Consider the following 26,999-nt stretch of genomic DNA (forward strand, 5'->3'; position numbering starts at 1 on the left):
GCTCTAAAACTTTTGCAGATTTTTCCGATTATGCTTTCGTTTATAATGGGTCTGCTTCAGGTTTTCTTTATCTTGAGAGATGATGCTTATGGTTCCGTCTATTTCCAGCATGGCCAATTTTACGTTTTTAAAAAATTCAATTCCGTGTTCTCTCATAGCTTCCTTGAGTTCTTCGTCAGAAATATCCAATCGGCTTAAAGTTTTAAAGTCGAGTCTGCCGTCGTGAATAAGGATTTCGGGCTTATCTACCAGTAATTTGCTAAGTGTCTTGTACCTGCGGATTAATTTTTTAATTATAAAATTTATTATAAAGAGAACCAGTGCGGCTACTAATCCGCCGATTAAGCTTGTGTCTGGCCCAACCATGGCATTTTGAACAGAATTGCTAATGAGTAGAATCAGGATAATATCGGCTGTGTTTAATTGGGAAAGTTCTTTTTTACCAAAAACTCTTAAAGCAATTGTCATGAAAAAATAAACGGCAATACTTCGTATAATAATATCAGAATAGGGAAAAAGCATGTTTTTTACTTTAAAGTTAAATAAAAAAGCTTTGCCAAAGTTTTAAACTTTGACAAAGCTTCTAAATTAATTATGGGATATTAAGTTAAATGAATTTAAAAACGAATGTTTAAATCAATTTAAAGTTTTTTTCAATAGCTTTAATCATTTCTCCGGCAACATCTTTATTGGTTGCGCCTTCAATTCCTTCAAGACCTGGGGAAGAGTTTACCTCAAGCAATAACGGACCTTTAGAAGAACGAATGATATCAACGCCGGCTACTTTTAAATCCATAGCTTTTGCTGCTTTTATAGCGATTTTTTTCTCCTCAGCAGTTACTTTAATTACAGAAGCTGTTCCGCCAAGATGAATGTTAGCTCTAAACTCGCCCGGCATCGCTTCGCGCTGTATTGCGGCTACGACTTTTCCGTCAATCACAAAACAACGAATGTCTTTACCATTTGCTTCTTTAATAAATTCCTGAACTAAAATATTAGCATTTAGACTTTTAAAGGCATTGATAACACTTTCTGCAGCTTTTTTGGTTTCGGCCAAAACGACCCCTTTTCCTTGCGTTCCTTCTAATAATTTTACTATTAAAGGTGAACCGCCCACCATTTTAATTAAATTGTCTGTATCTAGCGGAGAATTGGCAAAACCCGTTGTTGGAATATCGATACCGCTGTTTAATAATAATTGCAGTGAATATAATTTATCACGGGATTGTGTTATGGCTGTAGCTGAATTTAAAACAAATACTTTTAAAGCTTCAAACTGACGTGTCAAAGCACAGCCGTAAAAGGTAATGCTTGGGCGTATTCTTGGAATAATCGCATCAAATTGATTTAAGATTTTTCCGCCTCTATAATGAATTTCTGGAGTCTTAGCGTCCAATTTCATATAACATTCCTTGATGTTTAAGAAATGCATTTCATGGCCGCGCATTTCGCCCGCTTCCATGATTCTTTTATTGCTGTATAATTCCGGATTACTGGCTAAAAGCCCGATGCGTAAACCCGAACTTGCTTTTTCGGAGTTTTGGTACAATTCTTTTAATGCTTCGGTTGTCGGCTGTCCTAAAAGATATTTTTCTTCCGGATCTACTAAAACGCGTCCGCTCATTGCTTCGCGGCCTAACAGCATTCTAAAACCCATCGAGTCACGATTGGTAAGCGTCATTTCTATAGGCCATTTGGCATCGCCGATTTTTAAGCTGGTTTGAATAACGTAACGATGCTCTCTAAAACCGCTCGAACTTTTTACAATTCGTTTGTCTACAAGCGGCGCTTCGCAGTGAATTATCGTTTTAATGTTATTCTGAATTGGGTTAATGTCAAATTTCACCCAGTTCGCATCATTTTTGATAAAAGGAGCTATGTTTATAGCGTGCATTGCCGAAGTTTTGGCACCAGAATCTACACGAGCTTTAATCGTCGGGATTCCAAGTTCTGGAAATGAGCACCATTCTTCGCTTCCTAAAATGACCTTGTTTTGAAGCATACTGTGATTATTATTATGTAATTTAAATTCAAAAATAGCTATTTGCTTTTACTAAAGATAGTAAATTATGCAAAAAAAATACCCGTTATGTTATGAAAACGTAACGGGTAAATTATTTTTGTTATAAAAATTAACTAATTTATTGATTAGTCGGCTCTTCGGCTTTGTGTATTTCTACAGAAAGTTCTTGAGAATCATCTTTCAGATCCATTAAGATTTCGTCACCAGAATGAATTTTTGAAGTTATGATTTCTTCAGCCAGTAAATCTTCTACATATTTCTGAATCGCTCTTTTTAGCGGTCTCGCACCAAACTGTTTGTCAAAGCCTTTTTCTGCGATAAATGCTTTTGCTTTGTCAGTTAAGCTTAAGTTGTATCCTAATTCAGCAATACGAGAATATAGTTTTTTCAATTCAATTTCGATAATCAAATCGATGTCTGCTTTTTCTAGTGCATTAAATACAATTACGTCATCAATTCTGTTTAAGAATTCTGGAGCAAAAGTTTTCTTCAATGCATTTTCGATAATGCTTTTTGAGTTTTCATCAGCTTGAGCTGTTCTTGCAGCTGTTCCGAATCCAACACCTTGTCCGAAATCTTTTAATTGACGTGCACCAACGTTAGAAGTCATAATAATGATCGTGTTTTTGAAGTCGATTTTGCGACCTAAACTATCTGTCAAATAACCATCATCTAACACTTGAAGCATCATATTGAATACATCTGGATGCGCTTTTTCGATCTCGTCTAAAAGTACCACACAATATGGTTTTCTACGAACTTTTTCAGTCAATTGACCTCCTTCTTCGTAACCCACATATCCCGGAGGCGCTCCAACTAAACGAGAGATCGCAAATTTCTCCATGTATTCACTCATGTCGATACGAACTAAAGCATCTTCAGAGTCAAACAATTCTTTAGCTAAAACTTTAGCCAATTGTGTTTTACCAACTCCTGTCTGGCCTAAGAAAATAAACGAACCAATTGGTTTGTTCGGATCTTTAAGACCAGCTCTGTTACGTTGGATAGAACGTGCGATTTTAAGAACTGCTTCGTTTTGACCAATTACTTTGTTCTGAATTAATTCAGGTAATTTTGCCAGTTTGTTGCTTTCTGTTTGTGCAATTCTGTTTACAGGGATTCCGGTCATCATAGAAACAACATCGGCTACATTATCTTCTGTAACCTCAATACGGTTGTTTTTAGAATCTTCTTCCCATTGTTCCTGAGCAACGGCTAAATCTTTTTCGATACGTTTTTCGTCATCACGAAGTTTAGCGGCTTCTTCATATTTTTGTTTTTTAACAACCATATTTTTAAGCTCACGAACTTCTTCTAATTGACGTTCTAAATCCAAAATTTGTTTTGGAACATCAATATTAGTAATGTGTACGCGTGATCCAGCTTCATCCATTGCATCGATCGCTTTGTCTGGTAAGAAACGCTCAGACATGTATCTGTTTGTTAGTTTAACGCAGGCTTCAATAGCTTCTGGAGTATAGGTCACGTTGTGGTGATCTTCGTATTTGTCTTTTACATTGTTCAAAATCGCAATTGTTTCTTCAACAGAAGTTGGTTCTACAATTACTTTTTGGAAACGTCTTTCAAGAGCTCCGTCTTTCTCGATATATTGTCTGTACTCGTCAAGAGTAGTAGCACCAATACATTGGATTTCGCCTCTTGCTAAAGCAGGTTTGAACATATTGGAAGCGTCAAGCGAACCAGTTGCGCCGCCAGCACCTACAATAGTGTGAATTTCATCAATAAAAAGAATAATGTCATCATTCTTTTCAAGTTCGTTCATAACCGCTTTCATTCTTTCTTCAAACTGTCCTCTGTATTTTGTTCCGGCCACTAAGCTGGCAAGATCAAGAGTTACGACACGTTTGTTGAATAAAATACGAGAGACTTTCTTTTGAATAATTCTGAGAGCAAGTCCTTCTGCAATAGCAGATTTACCAACTCCAGGTTCTCCAATAAGAAGCGGGTTGTTCTTTTTTCTGCGGCTTAAGATTTGTGACACACGCTCAATTTCTTTTTCGCGTCCTACCACAGGATCTAGTTTACCTTCCTCAGCCATTTCTGTTAAATCTCTCCCAAAATTATCCAAAACCGGCGTTTTAGATTTTTTGTTTGACTTATTGGCGGGATTATTAAAACTGCTCTCTTTTAAACTGTCATCTTGTCCTGAATCGTCATTGTACGATTCGTTTCTTGGCAAGTTTTCTAAGAATTCTTCTTCGTTTGGAGTCATATTTAAATACTGTTCTTTAGCTATGTCATAATCTATTTTAAGTTTATTCAACAGCTTGGTTGTTGGATCGTTTTCGTTTCGCAAAATGCATAAAAGCAAGTGCGCAGTGCTAATTGATGAGCTTTGAAATACTTTAGCTTCAAGAAAAGTGGTCTTCAGGGCTCTTTCGGCCTGTCGGGTAAGATGAAGATTCTTCTTTTCGGCATTTACTTCAACACCCAAATTAGCAGGGCTCAGTACTTCTACCTTTCTGCGTAAATGGTCTAAATCGACTGCCAGGTTATTAAGTATATGAATAGCTTTTCCGTTACCATCTCTTAAAATGCCCAGCATTAGATGTTCAGTACCAATAAAATCGTGGCCTAAACGTAAGGCTTCCTCTTTACTGTAGGTAATAACATCTTTTACTCTTGGTGAAAAATTATCATCCATAATATATAATTGGTATTGTAAATTTAATGAATTACAGTTTCAAAAACAAAAACCGTACCCTTCAAGATCTCCTGACAGCTAATAGACAAAAAAAATAACAATAAAAGCGTTAAAAAACGCTTAATTTATTAACTAAAACCGCAATAAAAGTTGTTAATAAATCATTGAAATTAGTATTGGGAAACAGCGGAAAAATCTTCAAAAAAACGTATCTTGGCACGCTTTGAAACTAATATAATTATTTAATATAACAACTTATGTCTGAAGGAGAAAAGTTAATTCCCATTAACATAGAGGATGAAATGAAATCTGCTTACATCGATTATTCGATGTCAGTAATTGTATCGAGAGCACTTCCTGATGTTAGAGATGGCTTGAAACCGGTACATCGAAGAGTGCTGTACGGAATGTATGATTTAGGTGTAACTTCAAGATCTGCCCATAAAAAATCTGCGAGAATCGTTGGAGAGGTTCTGGGTAAGTATCACCCGCACGGTGATACATCTGTTTATGACGCAATGGTGCGTATGGCTCAAGAGTGGAGTATGCGTTATTTATTAGTTGATGGTCAAGGTAACTTTGGTTCTGTAGACGGCGACAGCCCTGCAGCAATGCGTTATACTGAGGCTAGAATGCGTAAAATTTCTGAAGATATTATGGCAGATATCGAAAAAGAAACAGTTGATTTCCAGCTGAACTTTGACGATACATTATATGAACCAAAAGTAATGCCTACAAGAGTTCCGACCTTATTGGTAAACGGAGCGACAGGTATTGCGGTAGGTATGGCGACCAATATGCCGCCGCACAACTTAACTGAGGTTATCAGTGGTACATTAGCATATCTTGATAATAATGATATTGAGGTTGATGAATTAATGACACATATTAAAGCACCTGATTTTCCAACGGGTGGTGTAATATATGGGTACGAAGGAGTTCGTGAAGCTTTTAAAACGGGTAGAGGACGTATTGTCATGCGTGCAAAAGTTGGTTTTGAAGAAGTTGACGGCAGAGAATGTATTATAGTTACCGAAATTCCATATCAGGTTAACAAAGCTGAGATGATCAAGCGTACAGCTGATTTGGTTAACGAGAAAAAAATTGAAGGTATTGCCAATATTCGTGACGAGTCGGATAGAACGGGAATGCGTATCGTTTACATCTTAAAACGTGATGCTACGCCAAACGTAGTTTTAAATACCTTATATAAATACACACAATTACAATCTTCTTTTAGTGTAAACAATATTGCATTGGTAAAAGGCCGTCCGCAAATGTTGAATCTAAAAGATATGATTCATTATTTTGTAGAGCACCGTCATGATGTTGTCGTAAGAAGAACTCAGTTCGAATTGCGTAAAGCAGAAGAAAGAGCGCACATTTTAGAAGGATTGATTATTGCTTCTGATAATATTGACGAAGTTATCGCAATCATTAGAGGTTCTAAAAATACAGAGGAAGCCCGCGAAAAATTAATCGAAAGATTTAAATTATCAGATATTCAGGCGCGTGCGATTGTTGAGATGCGTCTGCGTCAGCTGACAGGTCTGGAGCAGGATAAATTAAGAGCTGAGTTTGAAGAATTAATGAAGTTAATTGAGCATTTAAAAGCTTTATTAGCAGATGTTAATTTGAGAACTGCATTAATTAAGGAAGAATTAGAAGAAATTCGTGAGAAATACGGTGATGAGCGTCGTTCTCAAATTGAATATGCTGGTGGAGACGTAAGTATTGAAGATTTAATTGCAGACGAAAATGTGGTTATTACCATTTCTCATGCAGGTTACATCAAACGTACAAATCTTACTGAATATAAAACTCAGAACAGAGGCGGGGTTGGACAGAAAAGTGCCGGAACAAGAGATCAGGATTTCTTAGAGCATATGTTCGTGGCTACAAACCACCAATATATGATGTTTTTTACCCAAAAAGGAAAATGTTTCTGGATGCGTGTTTACGAAATTCCAGAAGGAAGTAAAACCGCAAAAGGAAGAGCAATTCAGAACTTAGTGAATATTGAAAGTGATGATAAAGTAAAAGCTTTCATTTGTACACAAGACTTAAAAGACAAAGATTATATCAATACGCATAATCTTGTAATGGTTACCAAACAAGGCCAGGTGAAGAAAACTTCTTTAGAGAAATATTCTAAACCAAGGGTTAATGGTGTTGCTGCAATTACAATTAAAGAAGGTGATGAGTTAATCGGGGCACAGTTAACTAATGGTGAAAGCCAAATTATCTTAGCTGTTAAATCTGGTAAATTGGTTCGTTTTGAAGAAACAAAAACCCGTCCGATGGGAAGAACAGCTTCTGGTGTACGAGGCATCACTTTGAAAGACGATACCGATGAAGTAATTGGAATGGTTACTGTTGATAAAAATGATATTAACGATTCGCAAATCTTAGTTGTAACTGAAAATGGATACGGAAAACGTACTAAATTGGTTGATGAAGACGGAGAAGACGTTTATAGAATTACTAACCGTGGAGGTAAAGGGGTTAAGACACTTAATATTACTGAGAAAACGGGTAAATTGATTTCTATTAACGCAGTAACCGATGCGGATGATTTAATGATTATCAATAAATCTGGATTGACGATCAGAATGGCAATTGAAGATTTACGTGTAATGGGGCGTGCAACGCAAGGTGTTAGATTGATTAACTTAAAAGGAAAAGATTCTATTGCTGCTGTTACAAAGGTAATGAAAGACGATGCGGAAGAAGTTATTGTTGATGAAGATGGAAACGTTGTAGAATCGGTTATCGAAAGAGTGAAACCTGATCTGGAGGTTCTTGAGGATGATGGAACTGTAGAAGATGATGACGACGATTCTGACGATGAAGTAGTTGACGATGATGACGTTGATGCAGAGGAAGAGGAATCAGAAGAATAAAAAAAAAGAAAAATTTTAATACAAATAAATCACTATGAAAAGTAAATATGTAATACTTGCTTCAGCATTAATGATCTCACTAGCTGCTTTTGCTCAAAAAGATCAAATCAAAAGTGCTGAAAAAGCTTTAAAAGGAGGCGATGCTCAAGGTGCAATCACAATCTTGAACGACGCTGAAAATATGGTAGCAAATGCAAAAGATGTTGAGCAGGCTCAATTTTATTTTGTTAAAGGAAATGCTTATTTAGATCTTGCAAACAAAAAAGTAGAAGAAAGCAAAAATTTGTCTTTGGCTGCAGCCAGCTACAAAAAATTAATTGATGTTGAAAAAGCATCTGGAAAACAAAAGTATTCTACTCAAGCTGCAACTTCAATTACTGATATTAAAGGTAAATTGATCAACTCTGCAATTGCTGATTCTAAAGTAAATAAGAGCTCTGAAGGTGCAAAAAAATTATACGACGCTTATTTATTAGATAAAAATGATACGATCAATTTATACTACGCAGCTTCTACAGCAGTAAATGGACAAGATTTTGATCTTGCCTTGAATATGTACGAAGAATTGAAAAAGATAAATTATTCTGGTAAAGGTACTTCTTACACAGCTTTTGAAAAAGGTACTGATAACGAAGTTGGATTTGCTAATGCTAAAGAAAGAGATTTGGCTGTTAAATTAGGAACTCACGAAAAGCCTAAAACAGAAAGCATTCCTTCTAAAAGAGGTGAAATCTACAAAAACTTAGCATTAATCTTAGTTCAAAAAGGACGTACGGAAGAAGCTAAAAAAGCGATTTCTGATGCTAGAAAAGCAAATCCAGAAGATACTTCTTTATTGTTAACAGAGGCTAACTTATATCTTGAAACAAAAGATTATGAAACTTACAAAAAATTAGTAGGTGAGGCTCTTCAAAAAGATCCGAACAATGCTGATTTAGTATTTAACTTAGGAGTTATTAGTGCAGGTGCTAAAAACAATGCTGATGCTGAAAAATACTATGCAAGAGCGATTGAAATCAACCCTAACTATGCAAATGCTTACATCAACTTAGCAGTTATCAAATTAGAAGCTGAAAAACCAATCATTGACGAAATGAATAAATTGGGTACTTCTGCAAAAGATATGAAACGTTATGATGAATTGAAAGTGAAGAGAGAAAACGTATTTAAAAGCGTAATTCCTTACCTTAAAAAAGCAAACGAATTAGATCCTAAAAACGAAGACATTGCAAAAACTTTAATCGGTGTTTACAATGCTCTTGAAATGACTGCTGAAGCTAAAGCTGTAAAAGCAAAAATGTAATTTTAGAGATTAAATTTCTATAAAAAAAACCAAGGCTGATAACCTTGGTTTTTTTATGTCTTAACTTTTTTAGATTACAGCAGTTCAGCTGATAAAGTAATAGTTGTGTTTAACAGCTTAGAAATAGGACAGATTTCTTTTGCCTTAGCAGCTGTAGCAGCAAATTCTTCTGCCGAAATAGAAGGAACTTTTCCTTTTAAATCTAAATGGATAAGCGTAATGGTACCGTCTTCAAATGTTACTGTCGCTTCGGTTGTCAGGTCATCTGCTGTAAAACCGCCTTCATTAAGTAAAAAACTTAACTGCATCGTAAAACAGCCAGAATGTGCTGCTGCAACAAGTTCTTCGGGATTTGTACCAACACCATCCGCAAATCTTGTTTTAAACGAAAGCTGTGCATTGTCTAAAGTTGTACTTTGTGTGCTGATTGTTCCTGTGCCTTCCATACCTGTTCCTTTCCAGTTGGCGTGTGCTTTTCTTGTAAATTTCATTTTTGTAGTTATTAAAATTAATAATTGAATTTGTATTTTAATTCTTTGATTTTGTTAATCGTAACTCAAATATAGCCAATATTTTACATTTTTGTTTTATCAATTTGTTACTCAAAAGTAAATTCACAAAAAAAAGGTGCAATGAATAGTCATTACACCTTTTTTAAAATTTGGAATTTTATATTTATTCCTGATTTAAGTTTCTTAGTTGTTTTAATTTATCTTTCCAGACTTCAAGAGTCTCTTTATGAATCGCAATGTTTTTACGTACTTCAAGAACTATAGAATTTTCTTTTTTCGCATTTTTGGTATTAGCAAAGAACTGAATGTTGTTTTCTAACTGGAAGATTTCGTTTTGAACTTCTTCAATTTTACGCATTATAAAGATCTTTTCATTGTCCAGTTTACGCGTATCATTGCTGTCAGATAAAGAATCTATGCGATTAGAAAAACGCATCATTTCGGTTTCTTTTTTGCTTAAACTCAGTTTTTCAAAAAGGGCATCTAGAATTTTATTGAATTTACCTTCAATATGACGTCTGGCGAATGGAACTTTTCCGTAGCCTTTCCATATTTCTATATGCGCTTTGATGGCATCTAAATCGGTTTTATGATCTCCAGTTAACTGAAAAGCTCTAATCACGTCCAAATACGCTTTTTTGTTGTCAAACGCTGCAACTTCTTCGCTGTTTTCTTCTGATTTGTGCTCCTTTAATTTATCAAAATAATGATTGCAGGCATCTTTAAATTCCTTCCAGATTTTGTCTGAATATTTTTTAGGAACATGACCAATTTGTTTCCACTCCTCCTGAATTTGTTTCATTATCGGAGTAGTAGTAGAGAAGTCAACACTTTCTTGTAATTCTTTTGCTTTTGCAACAAGAGCCAGTTTTTTGTTGAGATTATCGTTTTGGTCTTTTTTAATGTCTTTATAAAACGAATTTTTAAAGGCGTTAAAATTTCTTACCGCAGTTTTAAAGGCCGCCCAGGTTTCTTCGTTTACATCAGCAGGAACTTTACCGGCAGCAAAAAACTCATTACGCAAAGCTTCTACTTTTTCAATTTGCAAAAGCCATTGAGAGTGAGAGTTTACTTTTTCTGTTCCTAAAACCTCAATTTTGCCAATAATTTCTTTTTTGGTTTCAAGATTTTGTTGCTCACCTGCTCTTTGGTTTTCAAAAAGCACTTCACGTTTATCGTGGATTTTTTTAGTTAATTCACTGAATTTATTCCAGATTTCATCGCGGTGGTCTTTAGAAACAGGACCAATATCTTCTTTCCAGATTCTATGTAAATCTTGTAATTCGCGGAAAGATTTGTTGATATCTGTTTCTTCTGCTAATTGCTCTACCCTTGAAATGATCTTTAGCTTTTGCTCAAGATTGTGTTTAAAATCTAAATCTCTGGCTTCGCGGTCCAAATGCAGGTAATCGTAGAAATTTTCTACATGAAAGTGGTAATTATTCCAAACGTGATTGTATTTGTCTTTTGGTATTGCTCCCGCATTTTTCCATCTTTCTCTTAAATCATTAAAATGTTTAAGCGTGTCTTTGATGTTTTCCTGCGGATTGATCAGCTCTTTTAATTCTTCTACTATAGCAAGACGCTCTTCTAAATTTGATTTTAAATTTGTCTGCAGATTTTTAAAATGAGCATTTCTTTTTTCTCTAAATACATTGTAGTATTCATCAAATTTAGATTTCAGAGGCGAATGATATTCAAACTCTTCGTTTGGATCTTGGTTTGCAGCATTAAATTCTTCTTTTTTCTCTTCAATTAAATGATGGTATTGCAGTAAAAAAGCTTTTTTAATTTCTTCAATATGATCTTTTACAGACATTACTTTATCTGTATCGATTAGTTTTTTTAATTCCGAAACAAGAGCATCCAGAGAAAAAGTGTTATAATCCTGCATCGGAATATCATGGCGCTCTTTCAGCGTTTCATCTTCACTTTCTTCAGCGTTCGAATTATTTATAGCATCTAATGCAGTCTGATGGTTGGCATCTGTATCAATTTCTTTTTCTTCTGCTGGTTCAACGGTATTTTCAGCCGCTGCAGAATTGTCAGATACTTCAATACTGTCATTTGATGTAGAATCTGTTATTTCGATTCCATTTTTTCCGTCTGCTTCTTGCAGGTTATCATTCTTTTCTTCTAACATCTTAAAATGTATAAGGTTTTTATTGTAAACAGAGCGAAAGATAGTAAAGGCAGCGTTAAATACAAAATAATTCGTTTGTTTATGCTGTAATTTATGATGAAATTCTTATTCTTTGGGTTTATTTAGAATTATGTTGCTTATTTTTTTATCGATTTGCTGCACTATATAAAAATTTTAAATTGCTGCTTTTTAGCAGATTCTTTAAAAGATGATTTTATTTAATAGCTGTTTTTTAGTTATTATATCAATTTAAAAGAGAACCAAAATACCCGCTTCTATACCAAAATTATATGTTTTCTGCCCTCCAAAAGCAACACTGGGGTGAATGTAAACTAAATTCACTGGAGTTATTTTTCGCCCAAATTCAACGAAAGCATTGTTCTGAAAGCCTTTTAAAATAACATTATATCGAAATGCTGCATCGGCTGCAATCCAGTTTTTACCAAAAAAATAGAAAAATACATTTTCAAAAACCGTAACGCTGATGTCGGTTCGTTCGTCTTGACCGGCAAAACTGCCTTGATATTCTAAAGTCGAAAGCCATAAAAATTTCTTGTCGAAAAGATATTTTCCGTAAATCGCGGCGGGCATAAAAACCCATTTTCCGGTTCCGAAGTTTGGATCTGCTGCCGAATTTGCATACACTCGTGCACGAAAAGCAATGCCGTTGCTATTCTGTAAAAAAGGAATATAACTAATTCCCATGCCAACATCTCCAATGGAGGTTTTATTGACAGAATTAGTATTGGCAGAAATTAAAGGGAGATCAAATCGTAAATTCCACGCTTTATTTCCGATCGGAAGCAAAACCCGGACTTGAGTGGTATTAAATGAGCCATTGTCAGTATCCAGATATTCATCAAAAAAGATAATTGTTTTGAGAAAATAATGATAACGTGCTTCTGAAAATGGACTTGATGTCGAGATAGTATCTTGAGCTGAAAGGGAGCTGTTAAATAAAAAAAATAAAATGCTAAGTAATTGTATTTCCTTCATAACTACTTAAAAATAAGTAAATTAAAAATACAAAAAATACTTTAACATTTTATTTTTTATGTTGTTTTTTATTTATTCCAGATCTTCCAGGCTTTTTCTGCTTGAAAAATAAGCATGTCATAACCGTTTTTGATAACGGCTCCTTTTTCTTTTGCCTTTTTTAGAAAAGTAGTTTCTTCTGGATTATAGATCAAATCGTAAGCGATATGTTTTTCGGTGAAAAATTCATAAGGCAGATTCGGACAAGCCTCTATATTGGGACTTGTGCCTACTGGAGTACAATTGATAATGATCTGAAAATTATCAAAAGTCGTGGCATTAATCAAATCGTAATCGATGATGTTTTCTTTTGCTTCTCGCGAAACAAAAGTATACGGGATATCGAGTTCGTCAAGCGCAAAAGCAACTCCTTTTGATGCACCGCCTGTTCCTAAAATCAAGGCTTTTTTATGATGCGGCTCTAACAAAGGTTTTAAAGATTTTTTAAATCCGTAATAATCCGTGTTATAGCCTTTTAATTTTTTTCCTTTGGTAAACTTAATAGTATTTACTGCTCCAATTAAAGAAGCTTTTTTTGATAGTTTATCTAAAAAAGGAATTACCTGCTCTTTGTACGGAATCGTAACATTTAAGCCTTTTAAATCAGGATTATTTTTAACTAATTCTGTAAAATAATTAATCTCTGGTATGTCAAAATTTTCGTAACTGTTTCCAGTAAAAACTTCGTGATTAAATTTTTCGGTAAAATATCCTTTAGAAAATGAATAACTAATATTGCGGCCTAATAAACCAAATCGTTTTTTAACTTCCTCCATTTGGTCTGTATGTCAATTCAAATAAAACTCTTACTTTTTTTCCGTTTAATTCAGCAGGAAGCCACGCCGGCATTAATTTTAAAACTCTAATCATCTCTGCCTCGGTGTTGAAGCCGGTATCTTTAGTGATTTTGATGTCAGACAAAGAACCGTCTTTTTCTACAACAAAAGTACTTGTAACAGCAGAAGTATTGTAAGTTTCGACCATTTGCTTTGGAACTGCAAAATTAGCTTTTATAAAATCTCTCATTTTTTCGGTTCCATCTTTAAATTCAGCTCGTACTTCGACTTTTTCAGAACTGTAAATTCTATTGTCTCCAGAATTTTCTGCTGATTTGTTTTGAGCATAGGTCAAAGAAAGAAATGTCAAGGATAAAATTGTAAGTAGGTTTTTCATATTTATTTGCGGTGTTTTTCGATATAATTTTTTACCATTTTTTTTGACCAGACTACGGGGAATAAATCTTCGATCAAAATATAATTTTCAAAATTTAAACGTAAGCCATTGCTTAAATGAAATTTTGCTTTTGTATTGTCTTGAATCATAAAATACAGTCCAGCCAGACGGTATTCGATTTCATTTTCTTCTGGAAAATATTCGGTAGCTTGAAGCAGGGTTTGAATTGCGCTTTCAAATTCGCCTAAAAACTGCAGGATATCTACCCAGTACAACCAAGTATCTAAACCGTAATCTCCAAATTCAACTGCTTTTCTGTATCCAAATTCAGCTTCTTCAAAAAAGTTCATCTGCTTATTGATCGTTGCATATCTTTTCCAATACAAACGATTTTGATTGTCTATTGCCAAAGCTTTATTTACAAAGAATAATGCTTTCTGATAGTTTTTCTGGCGAAGATGAAAATCGGTAATAGCAATCCAGCCTTTATCTAAAAGCGGATCTTCATGAACAGTTTGGTTATAGTATTGAATCGCTTTCGCTAAATTTCCAAGCTTTTCATAACATTTTCCAATTCGTAACAAAGCATAAGAAGTCGCATCGTCAAGTTCGATGGTTCTATTGTAGCTTTCGATTGCTTCCTCATATTTTTTTAGACGTTCGTACGCTTTTGCTTTTTCCATAAAAGCGCCTAAAAATTCGTCATCAATAAGTGTAGCATAATCAAAGGCGCGAATCGCTTCTTCATATTCTTTTACCCCGTAATGGAGACGTCCCAGCTGATGCCAGGCGATTTCACTATACGGATTTCTGTCAATGTATTGATTAAGATAAGCAATCGCATCATGATTTTGATCTAAAAACTCAAAACAATACACCACGTTATAAAGTGCAGATTGGTCTTCTAAATCTTCTTCAAGGCATTTTATAAAGTTCTCTTTTGCCATTTCAAGATTATCCATAAAGAGATACTCCATACCAATTAAGTTGTAAACATCGGCATAATCGTCTGTATACTGCAGTGCGATTTTCAGCAATTCTACAGCTTTTTCGTGCTGGTCTCTTTTAGAACAGATATTGGCTTTTTGAATGTAGATTTCCTCATTATTAGGTTCAATTGCATACAACTCGTTCAAAAGCTTTTCGGCGATGTCGAGTTTATCATCATAAACCAGCATTTCTACTTGTACTAATTTTAAGCCTGTAGATTTTGGATGTTGGTCTAGAGCCAATTTTAAGGCCTTCTTTGCTAAATTAGCCTTGCCTATATCCAGATAATGAAGAATGATTTCTTCGAATTCTTCAGAATCAAAAAAGAGCACTTTGTTAGTTTTTAACATAGACTCAAATTTGGATAGGGATAGGTTATAATCTTCTTCTTCGTTGCTTAATTGCATACTTCGTGTTTTTGAAATTAGCCTATTATAAAATTAGGCAACCATATAGTGCTGTAAGGAAAGAGAATTAATTGTTTTGAACAATTTAATTAACAATATATAGCGTTTTTTATTCTGTTTTGGGAAGAAATCTCTCTTATTTACAAGTGATTAACTTCTTTTTATTTTTTGTGTAAGCCAAAATGCAGTGACTTATTAAATTTTAATTTGAATTCCTTTTCATTATATCATCCATTACTTCCAAAATAATAGCGCAGCCTTCTTTTATTTCTTCTTCGGAAATAGTTAACGGAGGCGTAATTCTAATAGCGCATCCTTCAAATAAAAGCCAGAACAATATTAGCCCTTTATCTTGGCAGGTTAAGATTACTTCATTTGTAATTGCAGCCGATTCTGTCATGGCAGCCAGCATTAATCCCTTTCCTCTTACTTCTGTAATCAAAGGATGTACCAAAAGCGATCTAAAGAGCTTTTCCTTTTCGATTGCTTCTGTCATTAAATTTGTTTCAGTTAATTCTTGCAAAGTCGCCAGGCAGGCTGACGCAATGACAGGGTGGCCTCCAAAAGTGGTAATGTGACCCAGTTTTGGATTTTCGGTCAAAAGATCCATTTTCTCTGCAGCAGCTGTAAAAGCACCAACCGGCATACCGCCTCCCATTCCTTTTCCCATAACCACGATATCGGGAACAACATCATAATTCTGAAAACCAAATAGTTTTCCTGTTCTTCCAAATCCAGGCTGGATTTCGTCTACAATCATTAGGGCTCCAACTTCGTCGCAGCGTTTGCGTACTTTTTGAAGAAAGTTGTTTTCGGGCTGTATAAAACCTGCACCTCCCTGAATCGTTTCCAGAAGAATTGCAGCTGTTCGGGTGGTTATTTTCTGTAAATCTTCTTCGTTATTAAAAGTGATAAAATCAACATCAGGAAGTAAGGGTCTAAAAGCTTGTTTGCGTTCTTCAAATCCCATAACACTCATTGATCCCATGGTGTTGCCATGATAGGCGTTATGACAGGAAATAAGCTGGCTTCTTCCTGTAGTTCTCTTGGCGAGTTTAAGAGCGCCTTCTATGGCTTCTGTACCAGAATTTACCAAATACGTTTTATTCAAAGATTCGGGCAGGAGTGAAGCCATAAGTTTGCAATACTCAACAGCTGGACTCTGCGAATATTCTCCGTAAACCATTACGTGAGAATATTTGTCCAACTGATCTTTTATCGCCTGGTTTACTCTCGGATGCTGATGTCCCAGCGTACAAGCCGAAACTCCGGCTACAAAATCTAAATATTTTTTATCGTTTGTGTCGTAAATATAAGAGCCAATGGCGTGGGAAACTTCCATTCCTAATGGATAAGGAGAAGTTTGTGCCTGATATTTTATAAAATCTGGATTCATTTTTTTAAAGGTTCAAAGTGACAAAGGTACTAAGGTTCTATTTTTTTAGGTTCAAAGCAACTAAGGTTCTAAGATTTTTTGAGTTTTAAAAGTAAAAAAGGTGCTGAAATTCAAAGATAATCAGGTTCTGGATTTTTAATATTAGGCTTAAGTTAAATTCCTATTTATTGGACTGAACACTAAAACTAAAACCGAACACTATTTCTTGCTCTTAGGAGCAGGCGCCTTCTTGTCGTAATTCAAGGTTTCTTTCCTGACTTTCATCGGGGTATTTTCTTTTGCGGCTTCTTTTTTACCTTCTTCAATGAATTTATCGTTGAGCTCATTTTCTTCTTTTGTAAAAATATCATCCTTAGACATTATTCTTTCGTCACCACGCCATTTCATGCCTTTTAGTCTTCTTGCATTTTCGGGCAGTTCATCTTCAGGGAAAATATCTCCATCTACTTTATTATAAAAAGTAATGTCTTGCAATTGATTGTCTTCCAAAATCATTGTAATTTTACTGCTGACGTTTTTATTAATACCGATAAGTTCGTTGGCATCATTACGCATATAATAAATCACCTCGGTGTTTTTGACCACATCAACATCATGTAATTTTCCATCCCGGAATTTCCCAAAGAGATTAAGTCCTTTTACCTGATTAAAGCCGGTTCCCAGAGTATCTTTAGAGAGAAGAAAAGTATTGTTTATTACTTTGAGCGAATCTATTTTTCTAGTTTTATTATCGCCAATCAAATGCATTAAATCGCCGGTAATCTGGCTTTCTCCATTCCATAAAATCGGATTTCCGATCAATTTTGTCAGAGCCGATTTGGAGTTTGAGTGAATAGAATCGCATTTACCGCTCATGTCTGTTTTATAAAAACGAACATTTTTAAAAGCTCTTAAAATTCTTTCGCCTTCTTTTCCGGTAACCATTAATTTTTGTCCGTGAATGTAAACCGAATCGTTCTCAACCAGATTAATCGCCACAGCTCTTTTAGTTACAAACATCGAATCTTTAAGTTTGTAAAGCTCCGCATAATGTCCTTTTACCACACCGCGGTTAACAGAATCTGTAACTTTTACATTTCGCGTAGCCGATGCAAATTCGGTATTTCGATTGTAAAATAAACTGTCGCCTTCGATCCTTCGGTCATCGTATTTTATGTACGATTTCCTCAGAAAATGCGCTAGATTTTTCTTCGTATCATAAAAACCTTTTTCGGTATAAATATAATTGGCTTTGCTTGTAATAGTTGAAGGTCCAAACAAATAAGTATGACCCGAATTACTGTAATAATCCAAATGATTGGATTTTATAACATATTTCGGATTGGTGATCGTAACTTCGGTAAGAAATTGAAATTTTTTCTCATTTGCAAAATACCTTCCCGATTTACTTACTAAAGTATTGTCTTTATTGATGATCGTACCTTTGGTATTGTAAAAAGCCTGCTGGATATTTCGATCAAAATGGATCGTGTCAGTTTGCAGAGTAGCATCTGGAGAAGTCATTACAGCATCTCCGGTTGCAAAAGCTTGTTTTAAATTCCCACTGTATTCGGCATATTTACTATTTAAGAATAGAGTATCGCCTTGCACTAATTGTACATTTCCGAAAGCTTTTAAATAATTTTCTCCTTCAAAAACATAAGCCTTATTACAAGTCAAAACGACTCCGTCATGATCAATTTTTACATTTCCGCTCAAAAGAACCGCTCCAGGCACCAAAGGCTCGTTACGTTCAAAATTATCGGCATGTTCTATATGAATCTGTTTTGGAGCTGTTTTTTTTGCCTGCGCAGCAAGAAATTGAACGCTTAAAAAAAGCAGTAAAAAAGATATAAAAAAGAGTGATTTCTTCAAGTGATTAAATTTTTGTCAAATTTATGAAAAAGGATACAACTGTAAGGGATATTAGCATTAATTTATAATTCATAATTAACATTCGCTATGCGAGAAATCTTAAGCTTTTATTTTTCAACAAAATGCTTAACTCCCACGTTGTAGTTACGGTTTTCTTTCTTAAAAAAGGTTAAAACAAAAGCTTACCGCATGTCATTGTAAAAAATAGGTTAAATTTAGAAAATGATTTTACTGTTACTGAATGGTAAAATTAGAGTCAAAATAAGTTTATTAATTGATTTTATGATAAGTAAAAGATTTTTTACAGTTGGAATTGCTTCAATGCTATTATTTTCAGCGTGTAAAACAAAGGATTTAAAAATGAGTGAAAAGAGTCATTCTCAGGATAAAAAAGTAGTAGTTTATCAAGTTTTTACGCGGCTGTTTGGGAATAAAAACACCACAAACAAACCTTGGGGAACTATAGAAGAAAATGGTGTAGGTAAATTTAGTGACTTTACAGATAAGGCACTTTTTGAAATTAAAGATTTAGGAGTCAATTATATTTGGTATACTGGTGTGCCTCATCACGCATTGGTTCGAGATTACACCGCATTCGGAATTTCAAATGATGATCCAGAAGTAGTAAAAGGCCGTGCAGGTTCGCCGTATGCGGTAAAAGATTATTATAATGTAAATCCTGATCTGGCAGAAAATCCAGCAAATAGACTACAGGAATTTGAAGCATTGATCTCTCGAACACATAAAGCGGGTTTAAAAGTGATTATTGATATAGTTCCCAATCATATTGCACGAAAATACGAAGGGAAATCAAATCCGGCAGGAGTAAAAGATTTTGGAGCTTCTGATGATGTTACAGTTGAATATAAAAGAGACAACAATTTTTATTATATACCGAACCAGCATTTTGAAATTCCTGATGGAGATCTTCCATTAAATGGAGAAAAAAATCCATTGGTTGATGGTAAATTTGATGAAAATCCTGCGAAATGGACGGGAAATGGTTCGCGCAAAGCAAAACCAGATCAAAATGACTGGTACGAAACTGTAAAAGTAAATTATGGTATTCGCCCCGATGGATCAAAAGATTTTCCAGAGCTTCCGCCTGGTTTTGATCAAAAATCGACTCAAGAACACTTTGCCTTCTGGCAGGATAAAGATGTTCCTGATTCTTGGAAGAAATTTAGAGATATTGCCTTGTATTGGACTGCAAAAGGTGTGGACGGTTTTCGTTATGATATGGCAGAAATGGTTCCGTATGAATTTTGGAGTTTTATGAATTCTTCCATCAAAATGAAAAATCCAAATGCCTTTTTGCTTGCAGAAGTCTATAATCCTAATGAATACAGAAATTATATTCGTTTAGGAAAAATGGATTATTTGTATGATAAAGTAGAAACGTATGACAAACTGAAAGATATTATTCAAGGGAAATCTTTGCCTGATGAGTTAAATGCCATTCAAAACAGAATGACTGATATCGAACACCACATGCTTCATTTTTTGGACAATCATGACGAACAGCGTCTGGCTTCTGCTGCATTTGCAGGAACTCCAGAAAGAGGTAAACCCTTGATGGTGGTTTCGGCTACACTAAGCACTTCGCCAACAATGATTTATTTTGGACAAGAAGTAGGAGAGGCCGGAAATGAAGATGCTGGTTTTGGAAAACGTTCCAGAACTTCTATTTTTGATTATATCGGAGTTCCAAATCACCAGCGCTGGATGAATGACGGGAAATTTGACAGCGAAAAACTTTCTGAATCAGAAAGACAGCTTCGTGATTTCTATAAGCGTTTGTTAAATTTTACCATAAAAAGTGATGCTTTAATGGGAAGTTTTCAGGAAATCCAATCTGTTAACAGGCAAAATACTTCGGGTTATGATGGTTTAATTTATTCTTACGTCCGCTGGTCTGGAAAACAAAAATTAATTGTTGCTGTCAATTTTTCTTCTGATAAAACAAGTGAATTTGAATTAAAAATTCCTGCCGACGTTATTTCAAAGTGGAATTTAAAAGATGGGTCGTATGTTTTAGTAGATCAGATTTATTTAAAAAGTAAAACATATTTGTATGTAAAGAATGGAGAAGGAACGGCACAAGTTAAAATAGCTCCTTCTGAATCTTTTATTTATGAAGTGAATTAAATTATTCTACATTAAAATTTTAAAAAGAACTTGTTTAGAAAGAGTATTTTCCAAACAAGTTTTTTTATTGGATATCTTTAAAAAGGGAAAGTATCTCTTTGATAGAAAACGAAGCGCCGCAGACAAATTCATCAGAAGCTCCGTAATAAATGGTCAAAGTATCTCCGTCTGGTTCTATAATATGGCCATTTGTGAAAACAACATTTCCAAAAAAGCCGCTCAATTCGTAATCGGTTTTCGGGAACATAATCGGGTCTATTGTTCTCGAAATAACTTTTGAAGGATCATTAAGATCCATTAAAAAAGCGCCCAGACAATATTGATGTGCTTCATTTGCTCCATGATAAATTTCCAGCCAGCCTTTTTCAGTTTTAATCGGTGCTGCACCTGCGCCAACACGTTTGCTGTCCCAAAGATTTTTTCGGGTTTTGACGATACATTTATGATTTCCCCAATGAATACCGTCTGGAGATGAAGCGATCCAGATATAATTACCGCCTAGATCAACGCTGCTCGGACGATGCAGTGCATAAAACAAACCATTTACTTTTTCTTCAAAAATGGCACAATCTTTATTGTGAGCAGGAAATATCATTCCGTGCTTTTCAAAACTTTTCCAATCTGTCGTAGTTCTTAAACCGACACCAACACCGTTGTCAGATACTGAAGTAAAGGTGAGGTAATATTTTCCTTCAATTAACGAAACACGACAATCTTCAATTCCAAAAGATTCTAATATACCCTCTCCAACCAAATGCGGATAATCTTCTGGCTCATAAAAATGACGTCCGTCTTCACTGCATAATAATCTAATATGAGATAAAGTAGTTAAATAGTCAAGTCCTTGATAATTAATTACGCGGGCGTCTGTTGCAATGAGTTCTGGGTGGTTTTTTAGAATTTCGATAATTTGAATTGCGCCCGTTTCTGTTAAGACAGGAAATGAAATAATATTTTCAATTTGCTTAGGTCTCTCGGCAACCCTTACAGCCAGCCAGATTTTATCTTGAAATCGAAAAACACCAGGGTTTAATAAACAAGTGATTTCTAAACCTTCTCGGCTGGGGGGTAAATCGGCAGGTGATAAAAGTGGATTTTGTATAAAACGATTTGCTATGTCTTTCATATCTATATAATTATAAATACTTAAGGTATAAAAAAAAGCTGATACAGAATTCTATATCAGCTTTTTTGTTTTATACTTTTTTAACCTTTTTGAGCGCTTCGACGTAATATTCGTTTACTTTTTCCCAATTGATATGTTCATAAAAAGCGTCAATATAACTGCCTTTTCTGTTTTGATAGTCTAGGTAATAAGCATGTTCCCAAAGATCGATTCCCATGATTGGCGTTCCAGGAATCAACGCGTTTTTCATCAACGGATTGTCCTGATTTTCTGTTGTTGTGATCTGCAGTTTGCCGTATCGATCAACAACCAGCCAAACCCATCCCGAACCAAACTGTTTTTCTGCCTGAGCTTTAAACTGATTGGTAAGGTTATTAAAAGAACCGAATTCTTTATTAATCGATCCAGAAAGTGTGTCTTTTGGAGTCTGCTCTTTTGGTGTCAGAATATTAAAATAAAGAGTATGGTTGTAATAACCGCCTGCATTCTGGCGAAGTTTGGCATTGCTCAAATCTATTTTTTTCAAAATATTCTCTATCGGCATATTTTCAAACTCTGTAGACAGGATCTCTTTATTAAAATTATTGGTATACGATAAATAATGTTTAGAATAATGTGTTTCTAAAGTCAGTGATCGTATTGCAGGAGCAAGTGCATCATAGCCAAATGGTAATTTTGTAATTTCAAAAGAACCAGGATCGGCTTTAACATCATTGGGCGAACCAATAGTTATTTTTTCTTCCTTAGTTGGGAGCGGTACTTCTACAACTTCAATCAGCTTATCCTCTTTACAAGAAAATAATAGTAAAAATGAAGTTAAGATGCTAAAGAGAACAACGTATTTCTTCATAATGTTATTTATTTTGATGTTAATGAATTGATGATTTCAATATAGTTTTCTTTTGCCTCATCAATAGAAATATGACTAATCTGCATCCAAGCATTGGTTTTAAAAGCATCTCTTAAATCAAAATTTTCAGATTGATTGTATACAGCAGTACCAAAAGTTGCCTGTTTGTAAAATGCATAAAGTCTTAGCTGCACATCTTGCGGCAGTGAGGCTTGTGTCATTGTCAAAGCAGTTTCTACAGCCTCTGCAAAACGAATATCTAAATCTTTTTTAGTCATTTATGCTTTAGTAGCAATTATTGTTTTTCCGCCAATCGCTTTTTGATTTAATTCAACATTAATTGGTGTACCTAAAGGTAAAAATAAATCTACTCTTGATCCAAATTTAATAAAACCAGCATCAGTTCCCTGAACAACCTGCATTCCTTCTTTAGCGTAATTTACAATTCTACGCGCCAAAGCACCAGCAATTTGTCTGTATAAAACAGCACCAAAAGTTTCATTTTCGATAACTACTGTAGTTCTTTCATTTTCTTCGCTTGCTTTTGGATGCCAGGCAACCAAAAACTTTCCAGGATGGTATTTGCTGAATTTAATGATACCGTCCATAGCATAACGCGTTACGTGAACATTGATCGGTGACATAAAAATAGATACCTGTAAGCGCTTATCTTTAAAATATTCTCCTTCATAAACTTCTTCAATAACCACCACTTTTCCATCAACCGGCGCAAGGATATGATCATTGTTTCTTACCGCAATTCTTTTAGGGTTTCTAAAGAATTGTAAAATAATAATCAAAATTACAACTGCTGCAATTTGAATAAGCATTCTAAGCCAATAGATATCAATAAATCGATCAGCAATTAAGAGTACAGCTACTGTAAAACTTGTACCTAATAAAATGGACGGGCCTCCTTCTTTATGAAACATAGTATAAAATTTGATAAAATAAAAATATAATGGGTGCTACAAATATAACACTATCTAATCGATCTAAGATGCCTCCGTGGCCGGGCATTATCGAGCCGCTGTCTTTAACTCCGGCAATACGCTTAAATTTGGATTCTATTAAATCTCCAATTGTTCCAAAAATGCTCACAATTACAGCTATTGTAGTCCAGATTGTAATAGACATGCTGCTAAACTCTGGTTTGGGCTGAATGTAAAATTTTGAAATCAAAAATCCTGCAAAAGCTGCAAAAACAGCGCCGCCAACAAACCCTTCAATGGTTTTTTTAGGAGATACACGTTCAAATAATTTGTGTTTTCCTATAGATTTTCCAACTAAATAAGCAAAAGTATCATTGGTCCAGATCAAAATAAACAGGCCTAGAATAATTTTAGGGTTGTAATCATTGGTTCCAAAGGAAATTTTTACAATAAAAATGAAAGGAAGTGTAATGTATCCTAGTAAGTATAAGTATTTTGAAGAAGTACTGATTTTTTGAACAGAATCATAAAATAAAAACAAGATGCATTTAATAGAAACCACAATAGTGATAGCCAGCAGTATTAAGTCAAGCTGCTTAATATTGGTTTCTAAACTTATATCAGTTTGAAATGTCTCGTTTATAAATTTTGCCGTTTGTTTATTGTAATGGCTGACTAAGATTGTACTTGAATACACCAGTGTCCCAAAAAGGATAGAAAAAACTTTATTAAGGTTTACAATATTGCAAAATTCATAAATGGTAATGATTAAAAAAATACCAAAAAGAATAATGAAGCTTTCAGTAGAAAACAATATCGAAGTTAATAACAAAGCGATATAAACAGCACCAGAAATGGTTCTCTTCAGTGTTTCGTTCATCTTAAAGATCTTCTAAAAGCAACAAATATAGATTTTTGGCAACACTTCCGTATTGTGTAAAATCTTCTTCTTTTGCTTTTTCGAAATATTTTATTGTAGTGATATTGGTTGGATAGTCTCTTTCATATTTGCGTTTTATAGCGCTTAATCCGTCGCTTTTCATAGGCAGGATTTGGCTTGTGGTTGCTATAATTACAATATTTGCAGGCAGATCGTTTGGTTTGTTTTGTCTGATTTGTTTTGATGAAAATAAAATGGAACCTTCGTCAGCAATTAAGTTTTCACAGCTTGCCAATAAAAATTTAGGTCTGGTAGGCGCAATATAAAAAAGTTTGTTTTCTTCTAATAAATGAAACAATGCCGATTCGTAGCACAAAACTTCATTTTCGAACCAGTCATTTTCTTCCAGTATGTTTTCAAACTGTTCAGCTACTTCCTGAGTATTTTCACAATACAGAAATTTCCCTCCATTTTTTTTGAAATTAAAAATGAATTGTTCATCCAAAGATAAATGACTATTCTGACCAGAAGTTCCTGCATATTCGCTTTCATGTTCTTCGTCAGAAGCGGATTCGCTGGAACCAAATATTTTTTTGAAAAAATTCATTTTTTATATGAAATACTTTACATGTTAATTGAAACCGTTCAAAGATAAAAAAATCTTAATTCAAAAGGGTGTTTTGAATTAAGATTTTGAAAAATTATTACGTATTTCGTAATTTTTTATGAAACTACTTCTTCTAAATTTTTGTCAAAAGTGCGTTTTCCGAAAATGTTTTCTAAATCATCTTTGAATATTACTTCTTTTTCAATCAGAATATCAGCAAGTTGGTTTAGTTTATCTTTGTTTTCTTCTAAAATTTGAATCGCTCTTTGGTATTGACCCTCGATTAATTCTGAAATTTCGGCATCAATGATTTTTGCAGTTTCATCAGAATAAGGTTTAGAGAAGTTATATTCGCTTTGTCCTGTAGAATCGTAATACGTAACGTTACCAATTTTATCGTTCAATCCGTAGATCGTTACCATAGCACGAGCCTGACGTGTTACTTTTTCTAAGTCGCTTAATGCACCAGTAGAAATTCTGTCAAAAGTAACTTTCTCTGCAGCTCTTCCGCCCATAGTAGCACACATTTCGTCTAACATTTGATCTGTTCTTACGATTTGTCTTTCTTCTGGCAGATACCAAGCAGCTCCTAAACTTTGACCACGAGGAACAATAGTAACTTTAATAAGCGGTGCAGCATGTTCCAGCATCCAGCTTACCGTTGCGTGACCCGCTTCGTGTATTGCAATTGCTCTTTTTTCTTCTGGAGTTATAATTTTGTTTTTCTTTTCAAGACCGCCAATAATTCTGTCAACAGCATCTAAGAAATCCTGTCTGTCTACTGCTGGTTTATTGTTTCTGGCAGCAATCAAAGCAGCTTCGTTACAAACGTTAGCAATATCAGCACCAGAGAAACCTGGAGTTTGTTTTGCTAAGAAATCTAAATCAAGACCTTCTACTTTTTTAATTGGTTTAAGGTGAACTTGGAAAATTTCAGCACGTTCGCGAATATCTGGTAAGTCAACAAAAATTTGTCTGTCAAAACGTCCTGCACGCATTAAAGCTTTGTCTAATACATCAGCTCTGTTTGTTGCAGCTAACACAATTACATTTGAGTTTGTACCAAAACCATCCATTTCTGTTAGTAATTGGTTCAAAGTATTTTCTCTTTCGTCGTTTCCGCCAGACATATTGCTTTTTCCTCTTGCTCTACCAACAGCATCAATTTCATCGATAAATATGATAGCAGGAGATTTTTCTTTTGCTTGTTTAAATAAGTCACGTACACGAGACGCACCAACTCCAACAAACATCTCAACGAAATCTGAACCAGATAACGAGAAGAATGGTACCTGAGCTTCACCGGCAACAGCTTTTGCTAGTAAAGTTTTACCAGTTCCCGGAGGACCTACAAGTAAAGCACCTTTTGGGATTTTACCTCCAAGATTAGTGTATTTTTCTGGGTTTTTAAGGAATTCAACGATTTCCTGAATTTCTTCTTTAGCACCTTCTAAACCTGCAACATCTTTAAAAGTTGTTTTAATGTCTGTTTTTTCATCAAACAATTTAGCTTTAGATTTTCCGATATTAAAAATCTGTCCGCCTCCTCCAGCGCCTCCGCCAGACATTTTACGCATAATGAAAATCCATACACCAACAATAATGATGATAGGCAGTAAGCTGATTAAAATATCGCTCCAGTTGTTTTTTTGAAGAAAGTTAAAATCTTTTAATTTTCCTTCTGTAACTGCTTTTTCTAGTTTAGTCTGAAATATTTGATCATTACCAATTTCCAAAGTAAAATGAGGACCTTTGTTTGGCTGTTTAAAAATATCTTGAGCAACTTTTTTGTTTGCCGGATCTTTAAGAGCGGCAGCATTTAAATATACCTCAGCTTCTGCTTTGTTGTAAACAATAACTTTTTCAATTTGTCCCTTTTCTAAGAGGGTATTAAAATTTGACGAAGTTAATTGAGCAGGCTCGCTTAAGCTTGATCCTCCTGTAGCAAAACTTATAAATAAAAAAACTAAAAGTATTGCGGTGTAGATTAACCAAGGACTTATTTTAAATTTATTCGGATTTGGATTATTATCTTTAGCCATTTAATGAATG

Annotated in this window: 21 protein-coding genes; 3 read left to right on the forward strand and 18 right to left on the reverse strand. The window is 34.6% G+C overall.

Going from position 1 to position 26,999, the window contains the following annotated elements; genetic code table 11:
* Positions 1-3 precede the first annotated feature (3 nt).
* From C4F50_RS03520 to C4F50_RS03530, 3 genes are all read right to left on the reverse strand, one after another.
* Complete coding sequence (locus C4F50_RS03520) at positions 4-522, reverse strand: DUF421 domain-containing protein (RefSeq protein ID WP_193845039.1); 519 nt, start codon at positions 520-522, stop codon at positions 4-6.
* A gap of 109 nt (positions 523-631) precedes the next feature.
* Positions 632-2,002 (reverse strand): 30S ribosomal protein S6--L-glutamate ligase, encoded by a 1,371-nt coding sequence (gene rimK, locus C4F50_RS03525; RefSeq protein ID WP_193845040.1) that lies wholly within the window; start codon positions 2,000-2,002, stop codon positions 632-634.
* A gap of 139 nt (positions 2,003-2,141) precedes the next feature.
* A complete protein-coding gene (locus tag C4F50_RS03530; RefSeq protein WP_193845041.1) occupies positions 2,142-4,688 on the reverse strand; it encodes an ATP-dependent Clp protease ATP-binding subunit in 2,547 nt (848 codons plus the stop codon).
* Between the two features lie 257 nt (positions 4,689-4,945).
* Here C4F50_RS03530 and gyrA point away from each other — a divergent pair, with 257 nt between their 5' ends.
* Together gyrA and C4F50_RS03540 are read left to right on the forward strand one after the other, a co-directional pair.
* The gene (gene gyrA, locus C4F50_RS03535) at positions 4,946-7,591 is read left to right on the forward strand and encodes a DNA gyrase subunit A (RefSeq protein WP_193845042.1); all 2,646 of its coding nucleotides are present in this window, start codon (positions 4,946-4,948) and stop codon (positions 7,589-7,591) included.
* 34 nt (positions 7,592-7,625) lie between these two features.
* Positions 7,626-8,894 carry a tetratricopeptide repeat protein gene (locus C4F50_RS03540; RefSeq protein WP_193845043.1) on the forward strand — a complete coding sequence of 423 codons (1,269 nt, stop codon included), beginning with the start codon at positions 7,626-7,628 and terminating at the stop codon, positions 8,892-8,894.
* 74 nt (positions 8,895-8,968) lie between these two features.
* Here C4F50_RS03540 and C4F50_RS03545 read toward each other — a convergent pair whose 3' ends face one another.
* The 8 genes from C4F50_RS03545 to C4F50_RS03580 all read right to left on the reverse strand — a co-directional run bounded on the left by C4F50_RS03545 (position 8,969) and on the right by C4F50_RS03580 (position 18,404).
* A complete protein-coding gene (locus C4F50_RS03545) occupies positions 8,969-9,385 on the reverse strand; it encodes an OsmC family protein (protein WP_193845044.1) in 417 nt (138 codons plus the stop codon).
* A gap of 184 nt (positions 9,386-9,569) precedes the next feature.
* Entirely contained in the window at positions 9,570-11,549 is a 1,980-nt protein-coding gene (locus C4F50_RS03550; protein ID WP_193845045.1) for a DUF349 domain-containing protein, read from the reverse strand.
* A 249-nt stretch (positions 11,550-11,798) separates the two neighbouring features.
* A complete protein-coding gene (locus tag C4F50_RS03555) occupies positions 11,799-12,545 on the reverse strand; it encodes a lipid A phosphoethanolamine transferase (RefSeq protein WP_193845046.1) in 747 nt (248 codons plus the stop codon).
* A 68-nt stretch (positions 12,546-12,613) separates the two neighbouring features.
* The gene (locus C4F50_RS03560; protein ID WP_193845047.1) at positions 12,614-13,360 is read right to left on the reverse strand and encodes a shikimate dehydrogenase family protein; all 747 of its coding nucleotides are present in this window, start codon (positions 13,358-13,360) and stop codon (positions 12,614-12,616) included.
* Positions 13,347-13,757: an energy transducer TonB gene (locus C4F50_RS03565; protein WP_193845048.1), complete on the reverse strand. Its 411-nt coding sequence runs from the start codon at positions 13,755-13,757 to the stop codon at positions 13,347-13,349. Before C4F50_RS03565 ends, C4F50_RS03560 begins: the two co-directional genes overlap by 14 nt.
* A gap of 2 nt (positions 13,758-13,759) precedes the next feature.
* On the reverse strand, positions 13,760-15,154 hold the full coding sequence (locus C4F50_RS03570; RefSeq protein ID WP_193845049.1) for a tetratricopeptide repeat protein: 1,395 nt from the start codon (positions 15,152-15,154) through the stop codon (positions 13,760-13,762).
* 202 nt (positions 15,155-15,356) lie between these two features.
* Entirely contained in the window at positions 15,357-16,550 is a 1,194-nt protein-coding gene (locus C4F50_RS03575) for an aspartate aminotransferase family protein (protein WP_193845050.1), read from the reverse strand.
* A 198-nt stretch (positions 16,551-16,748) separates the two neighbouring features.
* Positions 16,749-18,404, reverse strand: coding sequence for an OstA-like protein (locus tag C4F50_RS03580; RefSeq protein WP_228011947.1), 1,656 nt, complete (start codon positions 18,402-18,404; stop codon positions 16,749-16,751).
* Between the two features lie 282 nt (positions 18,405-18,686).
* Between C4F50_RS03580 and C4F50_RS03585 the strand changes: the two genes are divergently transcribed.
* The gene (locus C4F50_RS03585; protein WP_193845838.1) at positions 18,687-20,552 is read left to right on the forward strand and encodes an alpha-amylase family glycosyl hydrolase; all 1,866 of its coding nucleotides are present in this window, start codon (positions 18,687-18,689) and stop codon (positions 20,550-20,552) included.
* Between the two features lie 64 nt (positions 20,553-20,616).
* Here C4F50_RS03585 and C4F50_RS03590 read toward each other — a convergent pair whose 3' ends face one another.
* The 7 genes from C4F50_RS03590 to ftsH all read right to left on the reverse strand — a co-directional run bounded on the left by C4F50_RS03590 (position 20,617) and on the right by ftsH (position 26,989).
* Positions 20,617-21,678: a glycoside hydrolase family 130 protein gene (locus C4F50_RS03590; protein ID WP_193845051.1), complete on the reverse strand. Its 1,062-nt coding sequence runs from the start codon at positions 21,676-21,678 to the stop codon at positions 20,617-20,619.
* 70 nt (positions 21,679-21,748) lie between these two features.
* A complete protein-coding gene (locus tag C4F50_RS03595) occupies positions 21,749-22,528 on the reverse strand; it encodes a superoxide dismutase (RefSeq protein WP_193845052.1) in 780 nt (259 codons plus the stop codon).
* An 8-nt stretch (positions 22,529-22,536) separates the two neighbouring features.
* Positions 22,537-22,806 (reverse strand): acyl-CoA-binding protein, encoded by a 270-nt coding sequence (locus C4F50_RS03600; RefSeq protein ID WP_193845053.1) that lies wholly within the window; start codon positions 22,804-22,806, stop codon positions 22,537-22,539.
* Positions 22,807-23,460 carry a phosphatidylserine decarboxylase family protein gene (locus C4F50_RS03605; protein WP_193845054.1) on the reverse strand — a complete coding sequence of 218 codons (654 nt, stop codon included), beginning with the start codon at positions 23,458-23,460 and terminating at the stop codon, positions 22,807-22,809.
* Positions 23,450-24,340 (reverse strand): phosphatidate cytidylyltransferase, encoded by an 891-nt coding sequence (locus C4F50_RS03610; protein WP_193845055.1) that lies wholly within the window; start codon positions 24,338-24,340, stop codon positions 23,450-23,452. The genes C4F50_RS03605 and C4F50_RS03610 overlap by 11 nt, the downstream gene beginning before the upstream one ends.
* Before the next feature lies 1 nt (position 24,341).
* Positions 24,342-24,947 (reverse strand): lactate utilization protein B/C, encoded by a 606-nt coding sequence (locus tag C4F50_RS03615; RefSeq protein ID WP_193845056.1) that lies wholly within the window; start codon positions 24,945-24,947, stop codon positions 24,342-24,344.
* Between the two features lie 116 nt (positions 24,948-25,063).
* The gene (gene ftsH / locus C4F50_RS03620; protein ID WP_193845057.1) at positions 25,064-26,989 is read right to left on the reverse strand and encodes an ATP-dependent zinc metalloprotease FtsH; all 1,926 of its coding nucleotides are present in this window, start codon (positions 26,987-26,989) and stop codon (positions 25,064-25,066) included.
* Between the last annotated feature and the right edge of the window lie 10 nt (positions 26,990-26,999).

The sequence above is a fragment of the Flavobacterium hungaricum genome, assembly GCF_015182285.1.
In the GTDB taxonomy this organism is placed as follows: Bacteria; Bacteroidota; Bacteroidia; order Flavobacteriales; family Flavobacteriaceae; genus Flavobacterium; species Flavobacterium hungaricum.